This is a genomic window from Duganella sp. GW821-FHT07F09 (assembly GCF_059418705.1).
The window spans coordinates 1-16,373 of record NZ_JBWKQJ010000017.1; the positions used below are offsets into that span (position 1 = coordinate 1).

Here is a 16,373-nt window from a genome sequence, read left to right on the forward strand (position 1 = left end):
GGATCGACATCACAAACACCACCAGCACGCTTTGCAGCGCACGCCTCACCAGCATCTCAACCATCGCCACGCTCCGCTCATCGTTTTTTCATTTTCGTCGCAAACACTTTCAAAGTAGATCGTATCGCTTGAACAGTCATCCGGCCAGCGTCACCGCCTCCAGATGAGCGCCGTTCATACTTGCCATCGCTTGACGTCTCTTGCATGCCGTATCAGCAGACAAGACTATATATCGCTAAACGATACACCACAAGAAGAAATTTCATGCTGGGCGCCTCCCATCCGCCACGCTGCGCCGTCATCCCATGCCGCGCCGCCGGACCGCCGCTTGGCGGGAGCCGCGTTTCAACCCAGCGACGCCGTCGGCGCGGCGCCAAAGCCCGGCGCCAAGACAAAATCGACCAGTTGCGCCGCGCAGGACGCCGGCGTAGACAACTGGCCGCGGCGATGCATGTAATGGAAGTTTTCGCGCAACGGAAAGCGTTCCGGGGCGACGGCGCGCAGTTCGGCCTGCATGTCCGTGTCGATCACGCCCGGCGCCATGCTGCAAATGTACAAGCCGGCGCTTCGGTCCTGGGCGGCGGCGCGGGCATGATGATCCAACGCCGCCTTGGTGGCGCCATAGATGGCCCAGCCGGGATAGGCGTCGCGGCCGGCGCCACTGGACAGATGGAGGATACGTCGTTGGCGGCAACCATGTGCCGCGACCGCCGACGCCAGCAGCAACGGCGCGCCGACATTCAGCGCGACTGCATCGGCAATGGCGGTCGCCGCCAATTGACCGAGCGCGCCGACGGGATGAACGGTGCCGGCGTTGTTGATCAGCAGGACGCTGTCGTCCGTGGCGAAGAAATCCAGCAACGCCGTCCCCGCCAACCATCGGAGCAACGCGGCGTTGTCCGCCAGGTTGATCTGGTGCTGCGTCAATAAACCGGGAAACCCGGATTGCAGGGCGTCGTTGCGCTCTCGCGCCAGGCCCATGACGGGGATGTCACGCTTCAGCAGCTCGGCGGCGATGGCCGCCCCCAAACCACGGCTGTGGCCGCTCACAATTGCTTTCATCTCAATCCTTTCTCTGAAACGGCGGCCGCGCCGCCATGGAACCACGCCGGCATCCATGCCACTTACCGGGAAGTACTCCTGCTGGCGGCTCCGGCAACCGGCCGCCGCCTCATCATCAACGACAGCCGCCTCAAAAAAGGAAAGCCCATGAACGATATCGTAGGCCACGCACTGGCGCAAAAAGATTACCGGCAAATCCACCTCGCGCGACATTTGTTGCCGTTCGAAGACCATAAGTTCCTCAAGCCGGAGGATGCCCGCGTCATCGTGCGCGGGAAAGGCGTGCATGTCTGGGACGACAGCGGCAAACGTTTCCTCGACGGCCTATCGGGTCTATGGTGCACGGCCCTCGGCTACGGCCGGCCTGAATTGGTGGCGGCCGCCGCGGCCCAAATGGAAGCGCTCTCCTATTGCAGCCAATTCTTCAACACCGCCCATCCCGCCGTCTCGGAGCTGTCCGCCAAGCTGTTCGAGCTGCTGCCGCCACGCTACGGCCGTATCCTCTATACCAATTCCGGCTCGGAAGCCAACGACATCCTGGTCAAGCTGGTGCGCCGCTATTGGCAGTTGGCCGGCCGACCGGAGAAAAGGGTGCTGATCGGACGCCATAACGGCTACCACGGCGCCACGGTCGGCAGCGCTTCGCTGGGCGGCATGAAAGTGATGCACGAGCTGGGTGACACCATGCTGGCGGATGTCCACCACATCGCCGAACCGTACTGGTTCGGCTATCAGGGCCCGTTGACGGAACAGGAATTCGGCCTGCGCGCCGCGGGCGAGCTGGAAAAGAAGATTCTGGCACTAGGGGCCGACAAGGTCGGCGCCTTCGTGGCCGAGCCGTTCCAGGGCGCTGGCGGGATGATTTTTCCACCGTCGAGCTACTGGCCGGAGATACAACGGATTTGCGACAAATACGATGTGCTGCTGTGCGCCGACGAGGTCATCGGTGGCTTCGGCCGCACCGGGCACTGGTTCGCCCATGAATATTTCGGCTTCGAGCCGGACGTACTGACCATCGCCAAGGGCCTGACCTCGGGTTACGTGCCGATGGGTGGCCTGGTGCTGTCGACCCGCATCGCCGACACGCTTGCCGAATGCGGCGGCCTGTTCGCCCACGGGCTGACTTACCAGGGCCATCCGGTGGCGGCAGCGGTGGCGGTGGCGACATTGCGATTGCTGGACGAAGGCGGCGTGGTTGATCACGTCAACCGCATCCTTGGCCCCTACCTGCAACAGCGCCTGCGGGAGGCATTCTCTGAGCATGTGCTGGTCGCCGAGATCCAGGGCGCGGGCGCCGTCGCGGCGCTGCAGTTGGCGCCGTCCAAGGAAACCAAACAGCGCTTTGCCAACGAAAATGCGGTCGGCTTGTACTGCATGCGCAGGGCCCAGGAACACGGCTTAATCGTGCGTACCACGAACGCGCGGGTCATCATCGCCCCCCCACTGGTGACCACATTCGAGCAGATCGATGAGCTTATCGACAAGCTGGGCTCCGCGCTCGACGATACCGCCAGGGCGCTGAAAATGTGATGGCCGAGGGATATCTTCCCGACCGCCCAAGGGTCATGGAACCGTCTCCCCGCGTCCGACACTCATGATGGACACCGCATAAAAAACCCCCGGGAGATCCATTTTGCAACAGACCGACTCGACATTTCCGCTATGGGGCCTGGTGCATGCCGTGTCCCTGGATCCCGAAACGGGCCTGCGTAACCAAACCTTCCATATCGACTTGCACGGCCAGGGCGGGGTCCTCACTTTTGCGTCGGCGCTCGACGCCGAGATCTACTGCCAACGGCTGGCGATAGCGGGTATGCATGGCTGGCGCCGCGAGCGGCTGGAACGCCTCGACTTGGCGCGTGTGATGGCGCCGATGCCAGAATCGGAGCGCCGGCTCATGCTGGCGCTTGGCTTCGTTGCTTCCGACACCCAAGACTTGCTGCTCGATGAAGACCAAACTCTGATCACGCCGCTATTGCCGATCCAATTCGACATGCACCACTCCCTGCACGGCATCTCGCAACTGCATATCAACGCCGAAGTGCTGTCCTTCATACATGAATGGTGGGAACGTATCGGCGGGAACAACTATCCCGAGCAAGTCCATTCACTTGAGCGCTGGTCCGACTTGGCGCTGGCCCGGTGCGCCGCCGAAGCGCTCGGCAAAGCCCATATCGTCGCATTGAAGCAATACCGCCAAGCGTGGACCAGCGTCGGCGCCACTGGAGAATACGCCCTCTTCGTCCCGGAATCCGGCGCCTGGCAATTCGCGCCACTTGACGGGCCGCGCCAGTGCATGCTGCATTGAGCCGTGTCGCCAATCCGCGCCAACATTACGATTGCCCCCCTTAAGGAGAAACCACCATGCCTAAATCCCCAGCCGCTCAATCGTTCGTCAAGCAAGTGACGGATAAACTCGGCTTCAGGTTCGCCTGCCAGTTGCACGCGGCACTCGATGCTGGCCGCACCGACCAGAAGACGCGCGCCGCGCTGCGCAAGGCTCTCCAAGTTGTATCGACGAGCCGTTGATGATTCCCCTCGGCATGCCCGATTCCCATCCCTACCTGATGCTAAAAAAGCCAGCCGCGGTGGCGAACGGAATTCCCTGGGGAAGTGATGACGAGGGAGTCATTTTCCTGCTTCCAGCGCAAGGGCGCGCCGGCGTGTCCGAGCAAGGTGAGCGAACTTATCGGCTTGCCCAGCAGCTTGGCGGCGCCATCAAGCGAAGCGATCCGTATCTCGCTGCCAGCGGCGGGAACCATCATGCTGAACGCGTACAGCGATCCATCGCTGCCCGCCGTGAAGCGGAAATCCTTGAGGCAAAACTAAAACTCGGCCTATTCTTTTCCGATCCTACCTCCAGGTAGGGTACGCATCTTTCCGTCTTCACCCTTCTTGGGCAAGACCCAAGCTTTGCTGCCGCAGATGCCCCGGCCATGCCATACCTAGCCGCCAGCCACCAGCCACCAGCCACCACGATATGCGCAAATCGATCAACGGTCTGGCGCCGGTGGTGGCAGAGACGCTAGGGCTCGATCCGGTCGACCCCGCACTGGCTCGTGTTTTGCAACCGGGAACGCGACCGGCTCAAGATCTTACATTGGGACATCAACGGCTTCTGGTTGCATTGCCGCCGGCTGGAACAGGGCAAGTTCCACTGGCTGCGGGACGATGCGGACACGCAGGCGCTGGTGGTTACGGCGCGCCAGTTGCGCTGGCTGATCGACGGCCCGCGCTAACAGAACGCGGTGGCCCATTAGCCGATGGCGGCGCGCACTATGCTGAAAATATTTTCCCAAACATGCCGATAACGTACACCCAGAAACGGAATTTGTTTTGGTAAAGTCGCGGTCATGCATCCGTTTCGCGCCGTCGAGCGAGAAATACGGCGTCCAAGGATGCCTGTTCAATGAAGCAGAGCAGGACGTTGCCACGCCGGAGGCGGTGATCGCGGTTTACGAAAACGACGGGGCCGAGAACTTTCGCGGCATTTCCAAAGGTAACCCGCCAAGTGGTGTCTTCGGGCCCCAGTTACGAAGGCGTCATGAACGACTGTATAGCCGCCGCCCGTTTAAACGGACTAACCAGCGCGACGGCCGAGACGGACTTGCACTATGTCGCCACTGACCGAGCCTACCTGACAGACATCCTTTGCCCACCGTTGCATCTCGTTGAGTGCGCCCAGGCGCGTGAGTGCCGTTGATGGGGGCATTGAAGGTTCCGCTGCCCGTCACATTGGCGATGTCTACATCGAGGAGCACTGCCACTTCATCGATGTCGATCTGGTGGTAATCGAACTGGCCAGTGCGGATGACGTGAAACCATTCGTCTCGCGGTTGGACGTAGCCTGTGATGTGCGTAAGCGAGAACTGACGATCGACGAGGCCGGCGAGCTTGGCCGGGTCAGCCTCGATAATGGCGCGATGGTAGTTTTGAATTACCTCACGACTGCCGCATGGTTCGACTCCTGTTCCTTATCTGCCATGTCCGGTCCACGCGCTCCGTTAAATGCAGATGGCATTACTTGCCAAACAATTTTTGCCGATCAGCTGAATACCGGGCGCCATGCACAGTAATCGTCGACAAAGCCTGGGCCAGAGCCGCCATCTCGTCCGTCGTTAGTTGAAGCGAGGCGGCGCCGAGATTTTCTTCGAGCCGATGCAGCTTCGTCGTGCCGGGAATCGGAACTATCCAAGGTCTCTTGGCAAGCAGCCAAGACAATGCAACCTGAGCCGGAGTTGTGCCCCTCGCGCCGGCGATATGCCCAAGCAGTTCGACCAATACCTGGTTCGTCTCGCGCGCATCCGGGGTGAAGCGCGGCACTGTATTACGAAAATCAGTTGGGTCGAATTGAGTAGACGCGTTAATCGCGCCGGTCAGGAAACCTTTGCCCAGAGGGCTGAACGGGACGAAGCCGATGCCCAGCTCTTCAAGCAACGGAAAAATTTCCGCTTCCGGCTCGCGCCACCACATCGAGTATTCGCTTTGCAGAGCCGCTACTGGTTGGACCGCATGGGCGCGGCGGATCGTGTCTGCGCCGGCTTCCGACAGACCAAAATATTTGACCTTTCCTTCACGGATTAATTCCCCCACGGTGCCAGCGACGTCTTCGATCGGCACGTTCGGATCGGTCCTGTGTTGGTAGAATAGGTCGATGCAATCCGTCTTCAAATGCTTGAGCGACGCCTCCGCCACCTGACGAATACGTTCGGGACGGCTGTCAAGGCCTTCGTTCACGTCGCCATTGCGGAAGCCAAATTTAGTCGCGATCAAAACCTGATCACGAAATGGCGCCAGTGCCTCGCCCACGACCTCTTCGTTTGAGGCATATGCCTCCGCCGTATCGAAGAAAGTCACTCCCTTCTCGGCGGCTGTACGGATCAACTTGATTGCGGCCTCACGATCGGCGGCCGGACCATAACCATAGCTAAGTCCCATGCAGCCGAGGCCGATCATGGAAACCTTCAAGCCGCTTCTTCCAAGTTCACGCTGTTGCATCAGTTACTCCCATAATGTTGAGTTTGTGTACTTTGCCACGCTTAATGCGTGTGTTTATGCTCGCCCAAAGGACCTAAATAATCGTCCTCCGTGACTTTTTCCATCCAAATCACGGCCACGCCGTCGAGCGCTTCCGTCACCGCGATATGCGTCATCGCGGTGGTCGCCGTGGCGCCATGCCAGTGCTTGTGGCCGGGCGGGCACCAGATCACGTCGCCAGCGCGAATTTCAACTTTGGCTTCGCCTTCGCATTGGGTCCAGCCGCAGCCGGCCGTGACAATCAGAGTCTGGCCCAGAGGATGGGTATGCCAAACCGATCGCGCACCCGGCTCAAAGGTCACGCTACCGCAAGAGGTGCGTGCCGGCGCCGGCGGCGTGCTCAACATTTCGATTCGCACTTGGCCGGTAAAACACGCCTCCGGCCCCTTGGTTGAAGGCATGCTGCCTACACGCTTGAGTTCCATGGAAATCCTTTCGATTTACATATCGGAGAGTTAAAGCACGCCAGGCACCCGCAGCGACGCCATGTCGATCACAAAACGGTAACGGACATCGGCGCGCTCCATGCGCTCGTAGGCCTCGTTGATCTTGTCCATGTTGATCGTTTCGCAGTCCGGCAGGATATTCTTGCGCGCACAGAAATCCACCATTTCCAGAGTTTCGCGGATGCCGCCGATAGGCGAACCGGCGACGCGACGGCGTCCCAGCCACAGCGGCAAGGTGCTCTGTACCGCGCCCCCTCCCCGCGCACAGCAACGGCGGCGCCTTCGACAAATCGAGCCCTTTCGGCATGCGCAGGCAAAACTCCTCGCGCACCACCAGATGTTTGGAATAGCCGCCTTGGGTGTTCTCGCCACTGATGCGGTCCTTGCTGGCGTAGGTGCGAGTATAGCCTTCGCGGTAAAGCTGCTCCTCGCCGCGATGGCACTGGTCACAATGCTGGCAACTATCCACCATGCAACTAACCGCGACATGATCGCCGACCTTGTGGCGCGACACATCAGCGCCCACTTCGAGCACCCGGCCGATGATCTCGTGGCCCGGCACGATGGGGGAATAGCGCCCCCCTCAGGCGTTGCGGGCGGTGTGCCGATCCGAATGGCAAACACCGCAATAGAGTATCTCCATCGCCACATCGTTGGCGCGCAATGCGCTCCGCTCAAACTCGTATGGCGCCAACGGTTTCTAAGGGTCGTAGCCGCGTAGCCGGTGGTTTTCATCGTTGTTCCTTTATGTTCATTGCGGCTTTAAATCGCCGTACCAGTAAGCGGCGGTCACGCCGCCATCCATGAGAAAATCGCTGCCGGTGACGAAGGCGCCGTCGGCCCCCATCAGCAGCGCGGCCACGTTGCCTACTTCGTCGGGTGTGCCGGCGCGGCCAGCGGCCGACGCATCGATCATCCGGCGGTAGCCATCGCCGCGCGGACCGGAAAGTTCGTCTTTGGCCAGCGGCGTGATGATGATGCCGGGGCTGATTGTGTTGACGCGCGCGCCCCGCTTGCCCCAGCGAACAGCCTCGGCCATGACGCGCAGCGAGTTGCAGCGCTTGGAGATCTGATAGGCGTGCAAAGAATCCTTGACCTGTTCCGGCTGCAGCATCGGCAGCGTCAGCAGGGCTTCGGCCGGCATGGTCGCCAACGCTTCGTTCTGCTCGGTCGACAAGCCCGGCAAGCGGTGGCCGGATTGCGAGGCGATTACCACAGCGGCGCCGCCCGGCGCGATCACGCTGCCGAACTCTTCCAGGATCACCGCCGTACCATACAGGTCCACTTTGAGGATGGTCTCCGGCGTCGCCTGCGTGGGCGAGACGCCCGCCGCATGCACCAACCCCTTGACGGCTCCCAGCGACGTGGCCAAAGCTACCAGCGCGCTGACCGAGGCGCGCGAAACGATGTCGACCGTGGTGGTTTGCACGTCGAATCCCGCCTCGCTCAATGTCTTGGCAGCGGCGATGGCGTTTTCCTCGCGTAAATCCGCCAGCAGCAGTTTCTTGCCGGCGCCAATCCGCCTGGCAATGGCCTGGCCGATCGAGCCAGGTCCGATAACAACGATAACGTCAGTCATGGTGAAGCTCCTTATTTGATCAATGATTTTTCAAGCGCTGCCTGCGCGCGCTGCGCCGTGACGGCGTCCACTTGCGTCTCCAGCACCTTTATGAATTGCCGCAACTGCTGCTCGCCGATGCCTACATTCATGCTCACGCGCACATGCGACTGCACCGCATCAACGCGTCCAGGCCGTAGCGAAGCGCGACTTTTAGTTTTTCGATATGGCCATTGGCAGCAAAAGCGGCGACAGCCCCAATCGCCTGACGACCGGGGCAAGGTTTGCTACGTACGTATCGAAGCTTGCTCCTTGATTAGTTCTGTTGCGGAGGTCAGCGATGGCGCCTGCATCAGAACGAGGCCCAGCGCAATCAGCAGGCGACCGGCACGCGGCGGTTTAACGCAATTGATTTTGTTCATCGCTGACCGTTCCATTCGCTCACGCCCTTGGTATTCGCGTGAATTCACTCCTCGACCGTCTAAATGCGCGCTGCATCCCATCTGCTTGCTAGCTGGGTAAGTGTGGCAGTTGCATCAACAACTTATCAAGCGTGATTGGGTAATCGCGCACGCGCACGCCCGTGGCGTTATATACGGCGTTGGCAATCGCCGCAGGCACACCGGTGATCCCCAGCTCCCCTACTCCCTTAGCCTTGAGCGGCCCGGCCGTAGCGTCCACTTCGTCGAGAAACACCACTTCCTGGTGGGGGATGTCGGCGTGAACCGGCACCTCGTAGCCGGCCAGGTCGTGATTGACAAAAAAGCCGGCGCGCTTGTCCACCACGAGGTCCTCAATCAACGCCGCGCCGGCGCCCATGGTCATCGAACCGATGACCTGGCTGCGCGCCGCCATGGGGTTAAGGATGCGCCCGGCAGCGCACACTGCCAGCATGCGACGGATGCGAATTTCGCCTGTATCGGCGTCCACCGCCACTTCCACGAAATGCGCGCCAAAGGTCTGTTGAGCGTATTTTTTGGATAGGTCTCCGTACTCCATCGCATCCTCGCCCGTCAGCTCGCCCATCTCCACCGCGTCTTTCAGCGGACGGCTGTTGCCGCCGGCGCGCACGCGGCCGTTGGAAAATTCGACGTCGACGTCGGATAAGCCCAGGCGAGCCGTTACCTGCTCGCGCAATTTGACGCACGCCGCGTACACCCCTGCCGTCGATGACGCCGCCCCAAACTGGCCGCCCGAACCTGCGCCCTGCGGGAAGCGCGAATCACCCAGAAGCACGTCCACCTTGTCCAGCTCCACGCCCAGCATTTCCGCTGCCGTTTGCGCCAAGATGGTGTAAGTGCCCGTGCCGATATCGGTCATGTCGGTTTCCACTGTCAGCCTGCCGTCCTTACTTAAGCGAACCCGTGCAGCCGATTTGATCACCGGCGCGCCCCGAATAGCGGAGGCCATGCCCAAGCCGATCAGCCAGCGACCTTCGCGCCGGGTGGCCGGCTTGGAGCTCCGCCGGTTCCAGCCGAATTGCTCGGCTCCGCGTTCCAGGCACGCCACCAGTTGCCGCTGCGAGTAGGGCTTGCCAGGCGACTCCGGATCGACCTGGGTGTCGTTCATTACCCGCAAGGCTACAGGGTCCACGCCCACCTTCTCTGCCAGTTCGTCCATGGCGATTTCCAGCGCCATCATGCCTGGCATTTCGCCCGGTGCACGCATTGCGCTCGCTTCGGGCAGGTCCAGGTGCGCTACTTGCAACCGCGTCATGCGGTTCGCACCCGCATACAGCAGGCGAGTAGGCGCGGTGGACGTCTCTGGCCGGTCACCGAGATTGCCGGACCAACTTTCGTGGCCAATCGCCGTCAGCTTGCCCGCACGGGTGGCTCCCAAGCGAATGCGCTGGATCGTGGCCGCCCGGTGCGTGGTGTTGTTGAACATGAGGGGGCGCTGCAACGTCACCTTCACCGGCCGTCCAACGCGCTTGGCCGCCAGCGCAGCCAGCACCGCGTCGCTGAGGACGGAACCCTTGCCGCCGAAGCCGCCGCCGATGTACGGCGCTACGATACGTACATTTTCCTTGGGGATGCCGAGGATCTTGGCTATGTCTCGCACGCCCCAGCCTACCAGCTGGATCGCCGTGTGCAGGGTGAGTTTATCGCCGTTCCACGCGGCGATTGTCGCATGCGGTTCCAACATTGCATGTGACTGGTCTGGCGTGGTGTACATAGCGTCGAGCGTGACTTCCGCACGCGCGAAGGCGCCGTCGAAGTCACCGACAGACGACGACAATTTAGGGTCGAGCTTAACCTTGGGCAGCTTGTCCTTTTCCGTGTGGAGGTCAAAGGCACCCGCCGTGACGGTATAGCGCGCCCGCACCAGAGCGGCGGCCGCACGCGCCTGTTCGAACGTTTCCGCGACCACGAGCGCCACCGCCTGGTGATAGTGCGCCACCTCGGGGCCTGCCAACGCACGGGACACGTAAAAGCCGCCAACGTCCAGCCTGCCCGCGTCCTCGGCTGTGATAATCGCCAGCACACCGGGCGCCGCGCGGGCTGCGGCTAGATCGATGGCCACGATGCGACCCTTGGCAATGCTGGCACCCAACACGTAACCGTACGCAGCACCTTTAGCCGCGTCACGGTGCTCATAGGCGTAAGGCGCCATACCGGTTGTTTTGAGGGGACCGTCGATGCGCGTGGTGGCTTTGCCGACCACTTTTAAACGGTCGATCGGATTGCGTATTGCAGGGGTGTCGAATTTCATCGTTAGCCTTGCCTTGGAAGTTGGGACAGCAGTTTATCGAGCGTGATCGGATAGTCGCGCCCGCGGCGTTGTAGATAGCGTTGGCCATTGCCGCGCCCGCGCCGCACGGCCCCAGTTCGCCCACGCCCTTAGCCTTCACCGGGGAAGACATCGGGTCAGTTTCGTCCAGGAAAATCACCTCCTGACGGGGGATGTCGGCATGTACCGGGACCTCGTAACCGGTAAGATCGTGGTTGACGAAATAGCCTGCGCGGTGGTCGAGCGGCTTGCCGATCACCTTCAGTTGATCGATCGGGTTGGCGGCGGCAGGGGTGGTAAATTTCATGCGCCGCCCTTTTTCGCGGCAGCCAATACCGCGCTTAAAGTGCGCTCGACCAGTTTGACCTTGAACGCGTTCTGCTCGGTCGGTTCGGCGCCCTCCAGCAAGGCGCCGGCCATCGCCTTGGCGCCCTGCGGCAGCCGGGCCTCAGCCGCCTCGACGCGCCATGGCTTATGCGCCACGCCGCCCAGGGCGACGCGACCAGTGCCGTCCGGTTGAATCACCGCCGCCACCGACACCAGCGCGAATGCATACGAAGCGCGGTCGCGCACTTTGCGGTAGATGTGCAGGCCGCCCAAGGGGGGTGGCAGTACCACCGCTGTTATCAGCTCTCCGGGTTCTAGCACCGTATCGAGATGCGGCGTGTCGCCCGGCAGTCGATGGAAGTCGGCAATCGGAATAACGCGTCGGGCGCCGCTTGAGCGCACGGTTTCCACGGTGACGTCCAGCAGGCGCATGGCCACGGCCATGTCGCTCGGATGGGTGGCGATGCAGGCGCCGCTGGCGCCGATCACCGCGTGCTGGCGGTTTACCCCACCAATGGCCGAACAGCCGCTCCCCGGGATGCGCTTGTTGCATGGCTGGTTAGTGTCGTAAAAATACGCGCAGCGCGTGCGTTGCAATAGGTTGCCGGCGGTGGTGGCCTTGTTGCGTAACTGGCCGGACGCGCCAGACAACAGCGCGCGCGACAGCACACCGTAATCTCTCCGTACGCGGGCATCGGCCGCCAAATGGGTGTTACGCACTAGCGCGCCGATGCGCAAGCCACCCTCTTCCGTGGCTTCGATCTTGTCGAAGCCTATGCCGTTGACGTCGATCAGGTGGGCAGGGATTTCTATTTCCAGCTTCATCAGGTCGAGCAGGTTGGTGCCACCGGCGATGAAGCGGGCGCCTGGGGTGCGGGCGCACGCTTCGGCCGCCGCCGCCGGGGTTGCTGCGCGCTGGTAGGTAAAGGCCTTCATGCCGCAGCTCCGGCTACTTCGATGATAGCGTCGAGGATGTTGGAATACGCGCCGCAGCGACAAATATTGCCGCTCATGCGTTCGCGGATTTCGTCGGCCGACATTAGCGGACGATTGATCAGGCTGTCGCTGACGTGGCTCGGAATGCCCTGCTTGATTTCATCGAGCACGGCCACGGCGGAGCAGATCTGGCCAGGGGTACAGTAGCCGCACTGGAAGCCATCGTGTTTGACGAACGCGGCCTGCATCGGGTGCAGCTTGTCGGGCGTGCCGAGGCCCTCGATCGTGGTGATCGCGGCGCCATCGTGCATCACGGCCAACGTCAGGCAGGAATTGATGCGACTGCCGTCGAGCATGATGGTGCAGGCGCCGCACTGGCCATGGTCGCAGCCCTTCTTGGTGCCGGTCAGATGCAGGTTTTCGCGCAGCACGTCGAGCAAGGAGGTGCGGATGTCCACCTCCAACTGGTGGCGCTGTCCATTGATAGTCAGTACTATCTTGGCCAGCACCGGTGGCGAAGCCGTAGCGGCTGCGGGCGATTTGGCGCCGGCCAGCGACGGTACCACGGCGGCGGTGGCGGAAGCGGCGCCAACTTTCAGTACATCTCGCCGGGTGAGTTTGAGTTCACTGAAATTGTCCATGCGTCGCTCCCTTTATTGGTTGGCAGGTGATTGTTGATCGAGCGCGCTACGTGCACGCTGAGCGGCCTCAAGGCCTACACGTTCGGCCAGCACATCGGCAAACTGTCGTAGTTGCTGGTGCGTGAGCCCTTGATGCAGGCTTACGCGCACGTGCGACAGCAGTTGCGGCTCCACGCCGTTCAGGGCGGCCAGTGCGGCCACAGTGGCCAGTTCGCGGCTTTGCCAGTCGAGGTTTGTGCGGGCAAAAATATCGCCGAACAAATGAGTTTTCAGATACTGGTCGATGGCGGGCGCAAAGTCGAAGATAGGGCTCTTGACCGGCGCGCCTGTCAGCTTGGTTTGGTTGGCGGTGCCCACAGCCAGCAGCTCGTCTCCAACGGGAATCGGACCGGGACCGTCGCCCTGTGGGTCGTTGATGCCGCGCTGCTTGCGCGCGTCGACGGTTTTCATCAGCACACCCAGCGCATTTAGGCTGCGCGGGAAACCGGCGTAGGCATACATCTGCACCAGGATTTCCTTGCAGTCGCCCACGGATAGGCCGGCGTCGAGGCCGCTGTCGAGCGCGCTGGCCAGACGCACCAAGTCGCCGGCGGAGGCAAAGGCGGCAATCGGACCGATTGCGTGCTGCTTGGCCGAAAGCTGGGATGTGGCGATGTTGGTTTGCATGGAAGCTTTCTCTGGTTGCGCGGCGCCAGCGTGCGCTTCGGGGGCAAGTGTCAGCAACGCGGCCAACACCGTGGACAAAAGGGCCGCGCTGGCTTTAGCTGAAGTTGAAGTATCAGCGGGACTGGTATTGTTCATCACTCACCCTTTCCTCCCAGTGGACGCTCTTGCCCCCTTGGCTGCCGGTGATCGCGATATGGGTGAGCGCGGTGGTGGGCGCGGCGCCGTGCCAGTGTTTGACGCCCGGCGGGCACCACACCACGTCGCCGGCGCTCAGCTGCTGCAGCGATTTCCCCCATTCCTGGGTGAGGCCGGCACCGGCGGTCACAACGAGGTATTGGCCCTGCGGATGCGTATGCCAGGCCGACCGCGCGCCTGGCTCGAACGTCACGTAGGCGGTAGACGCATTAATCGACTCGTTGGCAGCTGTGAGCGGATCGACCCGCACCCGGCCCGTAAAATTCTCGGTCGGGCCGGCGAAAGCGGCCACGGCGCCCGACCTTGTTATGCGCTGTACCGGCGCCAGAGCAGCTGCTTGCTGTGCCTGAGCCAAGCCGGGAAGCAGTACCACCGCGAGGGGAAGCGTGCGCCAGAGACGTGTAAGCATGCGTGATTTCCTTCCAATCGAGCACTGACGGCTTGCAAAAGCTCAATGTAGCCGGTGCGCTATCGTGCTGCTAGAGCGAAAAATCGCATGGGCTTATTAGCATAGCTCATCAATCAGCAGCTGTGAGCGCCACCATCGACAGACAGACCAACCGAATATTGCTCGTCCATGACCAACTTCAGCCAAACGACGTTGACGCCATCCAGCGCTTCCTGAATGGCGAGATGCGTCATCGACGTCTTAGGCGAGGCGCCATGCCAATGCTTGTGGCTGGGTGGGTATCAGATCACGTGACCGGCGCGGATCTCGGTGATGGGACCGCCATCGCACCGGGTCCAGCCGCCCCCCCCTCCCCGAGAGTTACGATCCCACACGTTTCAGTTCCATGGTTGCTCCTTTACCGGATGGGCTCCAGCCGGCAGTGCGCTAGTTTGCTCGACATTGTAAGGAATTTCTTGCCAGGAGATTAGTCTCTAAATGCGGCAAGCGCCTATGAGAAAAAACTCCAATGAGCCGATTCAGAGGCCGCACATTCATGAGTCAAGCTTATAGGGCCATACCGTATTTCACCGTTTATCCGCTGGGAGTGCGATGTTACATTCGACGCATTGAAAATGACCCAGGGAGCTGAACGTGAAACATCGTGCTTTGACAGTATTGTTTGTCGGCGCCACTGGCAGCATCGGACGATTCGCGGTCGCCGAATCGGTGCGCCGTGGCCACACCGTACGAGCCCTCACCCGCAGCCCGACGCAGGCCCGCTTCGCCGCGGCGGTGGAAACGGTGGGTGGCGACGTGACCGATCCGGCCAGCCTCGCCATTGCCATAAAAGGCATCGATGCGATAGTCTTTACTCTTGGGTCGGATGGCCTTGGCAAAACCGGTGCCAAACAAGTCGATTACGAGGGCGTGCGCAATGTATTGCTGGCACTAAGAGGTCTTTCCGTACGCATAGTTTTGATGACTTCCATTGGGGTGACCAACCGCGACGGCGACTACAATCGGTCCACCCAAGTCCACGATTGGAAACGCCGGTCCGAGCGTTTGGTGCGCGCCAGCGGCCTGCCGTACACCATTGTCCGTCCTGGATGGTTTGATTACAACAATGAGGACCAACACAGGCTGGTGATGCTACAAGGCGACCGGCGTCACGCCGGTGACGCGAGTGATGGCGCGGTGGCAAGGTTGCAAATCGCTCGTGTGCTGGTGCACAGCCTGGAGTCCGAAGCCGCCCTGAGCAAAACGTTTGAATTGGTGGCGGAGCAAGGTGACGCCCAGCGCGACCTGGACACGATTCTGTTGCCATTGAAGGCGGATGCTGTCGATGCGTTGGACGCGGTGCAGGACCTCCCGAACATGCCACTCGACGACGAACCATCCGAGGTATTGGCGACATTACAGACTGCGCGCGAGCGAGCGTTAGCACTGCGCGCCTGATGCCATGTCCCGTCCTAACTTCAATGATCTGGTAGCGTTCGTGGCTGTGGCGCGCATGGGGAGCTTTACTCGCGCAGCTGCTCAGATGGGGGTTTCGCAATCCGCACTGAGCCACACTATCCGTCTGCTGGAAAATCGACTGGGCGTGAGCTTGCTTACGCGCACTACCCGCAGCGTTGCACCGACCGAGGCAGGCGAACGCCTGCTGCTCAGTGTGGGGCCGCGCTTCGACGAGATTGAAGTGGAAATGGCGCTGTTAGGCGATCGACGGGAGCGCCCGGCAGGTACGGTGCGTATCACCACCGCAGAACATGCGGCCAACAGCGTATTGTGGCCGAAACTCAGCAAATTCCTAATTGCCTATCCGGACATCAAAGTCGAAATCATCGTCGATTACGGCATGGGCGACATCGTCGCCGACCGCTTCGACATGGGCATTCGCCTAGGTGAACAAGTGGCCAAGGATATGGTTGCAGTGCGCATCGGCCCTGACCTGAAAATGGCGGTGGTCGGTGCGCCAGGGTATTTTTCCCGGCACCCTGTCCCGCAGGTACCACAGGATCTCGCTGACCATGACTGCATCAACCTCCGCCTTCCGACGTACGACAGTATCTATGCATGGCAGTTCTCGAAGGACCAGCAATCGCTCAGCATCCGAGTGGACGGCCAACTGACATTCAACAGTAGCGTGCCACGCTTGCGCGCCGCACTTGCGGGGTTCGGCCTGGCATTCTTACCCGAAGACATGGTGGCCGAGCACTTGGCCGAGGGCAACTTGACGCGCGTATTGGATGACTGGTGTGCTTCCTTTCCCGGCTACCACGCCTACTACCCAAACCGAAAGCCATCGTCGGCGCTGTCGTTGCTCGTAGAAGCATTGCGTTTTTCCGCCGAGCCCGTCGTAGCACTATCCAATCAATAAAGGGAGT

At 61.3% G+C, this 16,373-nt stretch carries 19 protein-coding genes and 1 pseudogene; 7 read left to right on the forward strand and 13 right to left on the reverse strand.

The genetic code is table 11. The features are described from left to right. Positions 1-345: 345 nt before the first annotated feature. Entirely contained in the window at positions 346-1,062 is a 717-nt protein-coding gene (locus AC07P1_RS30530; RefSeq protein ID WP_494699441.1) for an SDR family oxidoreductase, read from the reverse strand. Positions 1,063-1,209: 147 nt separating this feature from the next. Between AC07P1_RS30530 and AC07P1_RS30535 the strand changes: the two genes are divergently transcribed. The 5 genes from AC07P1_RS30535 to tnpB all read left to right on the forward strand — a co-directional run bounded on the left by AC07P1_RS30535 (position 1,210) and on the right by tnpB (position 4,301). Further along, positions 1,210-2,592 (forward strand): aminotransferase, encoded by a 1,383-nt coding sequence (locus AC07P1_RS30535; RefSeq protein WP_494699356.1) that lies wholly within the window; start codon positions 1,210-1,212, stop codon positions 2,590-2,592. Between the two features lie 103 nt (positions 2,593-2,695). After that, on the forward strand, positions 2,696-3,370 hold the full coding sequence (locus AC07P1_RS30540; protein WP_494699357.1) for a hypothetical protein: 675 nt from the start codon (positions 2,696-2,698) through the stop codon (positions 3,368-3,370). Between the two features lie 56 nt (positions 3,371-3,426). Further along, on the forward strand, positions 3,427-3,591 hold the full coding sequence (locus AC07P1_RS30545; RefSeq protein ID WP_494699358.1) for a hypothetical protein: 165 nt from the start codon (positions 3,427-3,429) through the stop codon (positions 3,589-3,591). Beyond that, entirely contained in the window at positions 3,591-3,929 is a 339-nt protein-coding gene (locus AC07P1_RS30550; protein ID WP_494699359.1) for a hypothetical protein, read from the forward strand. Before AC07P1_RS30545 ends, AC07P1_RS30550 begins: the two co-directional genes overlap by 1 nt. A gap of 192 nt (positions 3,930-4,121) precedes the next feature. Then, positions 4,122-4,301, forward strand: coding sequence for an IS66 family insertion sequence element accessory protein TnpB (tnpB, locus tag AC07P1_RS30555; RefSeq protein WP_494699360.1), 180 nt, complete (start codon positions 4,122-4,124; stop codon positions 4,299-4,301). Positions 4,302-4,604: 303 nt separating this feature from the next. Here the strand turns inward: tnpB and AC07P1_RS30560 are convergent, their stop codons facing one another. The 12 genes and pseudogenes from AC07P1_RS30560 to AC07P1_RS30615 form a co-directional block, all read right to left on the reverse strand. After that, complete coding sequence (locus tag AC07P1_RS30560) at positions 4,605-5,000, reverse strand: nuclear transport factor 2 family protein (RefSeq protein WP_494699442.1); 396 nt, start codon at positions 4,998-5,000, stop codon at positions 4,605-4,607. 82 nt (positions 5,001-5,082) lie between these two features. Continuing rightward, positions 5,083-6,060: an aldo/keto reductase gene (locus AC07P1_RS30565; protein ID WP_494699361.1), complete on the reverse strand. Its 978-nt coding sequence runs from the start codon at positions 6,058-6,060 to the stop codon at positions 5,083-5,085. 41 nt (positions 6,061-6,101) lie between these two features. Next, a complete protein-coding gene (locus AC07P1_RS30570) occupies positions 6,102-6,524 on the reverse strand; it encodes a (R)-mandelonitrile lyase (protein WP_494699362.1) in 423 nt (140 codons plus the stop codon). Positions 6,525-6,554: 30 nt separating this feature from the next. After that, positions 6,555-7,280, reverse strand: a pseudogene (locus AC07P1_RS30575) (alcohol dehydrogenase catalytic domain-containing protein). A gap of 16 nt (positions 7,281-7,296) precedes the next feature. Further along, the gene (locus AC07P1_RS30580) at positions 7,297-8,124 is read right to left on the reverse strand and encodes an SDR family oxidoreductase (RefSeq protein WP_494699363.1); all 828 of its coding nucleotides are present in this window, start codon (positions 8,122-8,124) and stop codon (positions 7,297-7,299) included. Positions 8,125-8,135: 11 nt separating this feature from the next. Continuing rightward, positions 8,136-8,261 carry a hypothetical protein gene (locus AC07P1_RS30585; RefSeq protein WP_494699364.1) on the reverse strand — a complete coding sequence of 42 codons (126 nt, stop codon included), beginning with the start codon at positions 8,259-8,261 and terminating at the stop codon, positions 8,136-8,138. Positions 8,262-8,613: 352 nt separating this feature from the next. Then, positions 8,614-10,815, reverse strand: coding sequence for an aldehyde oxidoreductase molybdenum-binding subunit PaoC (gene paoC, locus AC07P1_RS30590; RefSeq protein ID WP_494699365.1), 2,202 nt, complete (start codon positions 10,813-10,815; stop codon positions 8,614-8,616). Further along, positions 10,697-11,140, reverse strand: coding sequence for a hypothetical protein (locus AC07P1_RS30595; protein WP_494699366.1), 444 nt, complete (start codon positions 11,138-11,140; stop codon positions 10,697-10,699). Before AC07P1_RS30595 ends, paoC begins: the two co-directional genes overlap by 119 nt. Then, positions 11,137-12,096, reverse strand: a complete 960-nt coding sequence (locus AC07P1_RS30600) for an FAD binding domain-containing protein (protein WP_494699367.1) — start codon at positions 12,094-12,096, stop codon at positions 11,137-11,139. Before AC07P1_RS30600 ends, AC07P1_RS30595 begins: the two co-directional genes overlap by 4 nt. Further along, on the reverse strand, positions 12,093-12,737 hold the full coding sequence (gene paoA / locus AC07P1_RS30605; RefSeq protein ID WP_494699368.1) for an aldehyde dehydrogenase iron-sulfur subunit PaoA: 645 nt from the start codon (positions 12,735-12,737) through the stop codon (positions 12,093-12,095). Before paoA ends, AC07P1_RS30600 begins: the two co-directional genes overlap by 4 nt. A gap of 12 nt (positions 12,738-12,749) precedes the next feature. Next, entirely contained in the window at positions 12,750-13,538 is a 789-nt protein-coding gene (locus AC07P1_RS30610) for a carboxymuconolactone decarboxylase family protein (RefSeq protein WP_494699369.1), read from the reverse strand. After that, positions 13,516-14,007 carry a (R)-mandelonitrile lyase gene (locus AC07P1_RS30615; protein ID WP_494699370.1) on the reverse strand — a complete coding sequence of 164 codons (492 nt, stop codon included), beginning with the start codon at positions 14,005-14,007 and terminating at the stop codon, positions 13,516-13,518. Before AC07P1_RS30615 ends, AC07P1_RS30610 begins: the two co-directional genes overlap by 23 nt. A 633-nt stretch (positions 14,008-14,640) precedes the next feature. Between AC07P1_RS30615 and AC07P1_RS30620 the strand changes: the two genes are divergently transcribed. Further along, positions 14,641-15,444, forward strand: coding sequence for an SDR family oxidoreductase (locus AC07P1_RS30620; protein WP_494699371.1), 804 nt, complete (start codon positions 14,641-14,643; stop codon positions 15,442-15,444). Positions 15,445-15,448: 4 nt separating this feature from the next. Beyond that, on the forward strand, positions 15,449-16,366 hold the full coding sequence (locus AC07P1_RS30625; protein WP_494699372.1) for a LysR family transcriptional regulator: 918 nt from the start codon (positions 15,449-15,451) through the stop codon (positions 16,364-16,366). The last annotated feature ends 7 nt before the right edge of the window (positions 16,367-16,373 follow it).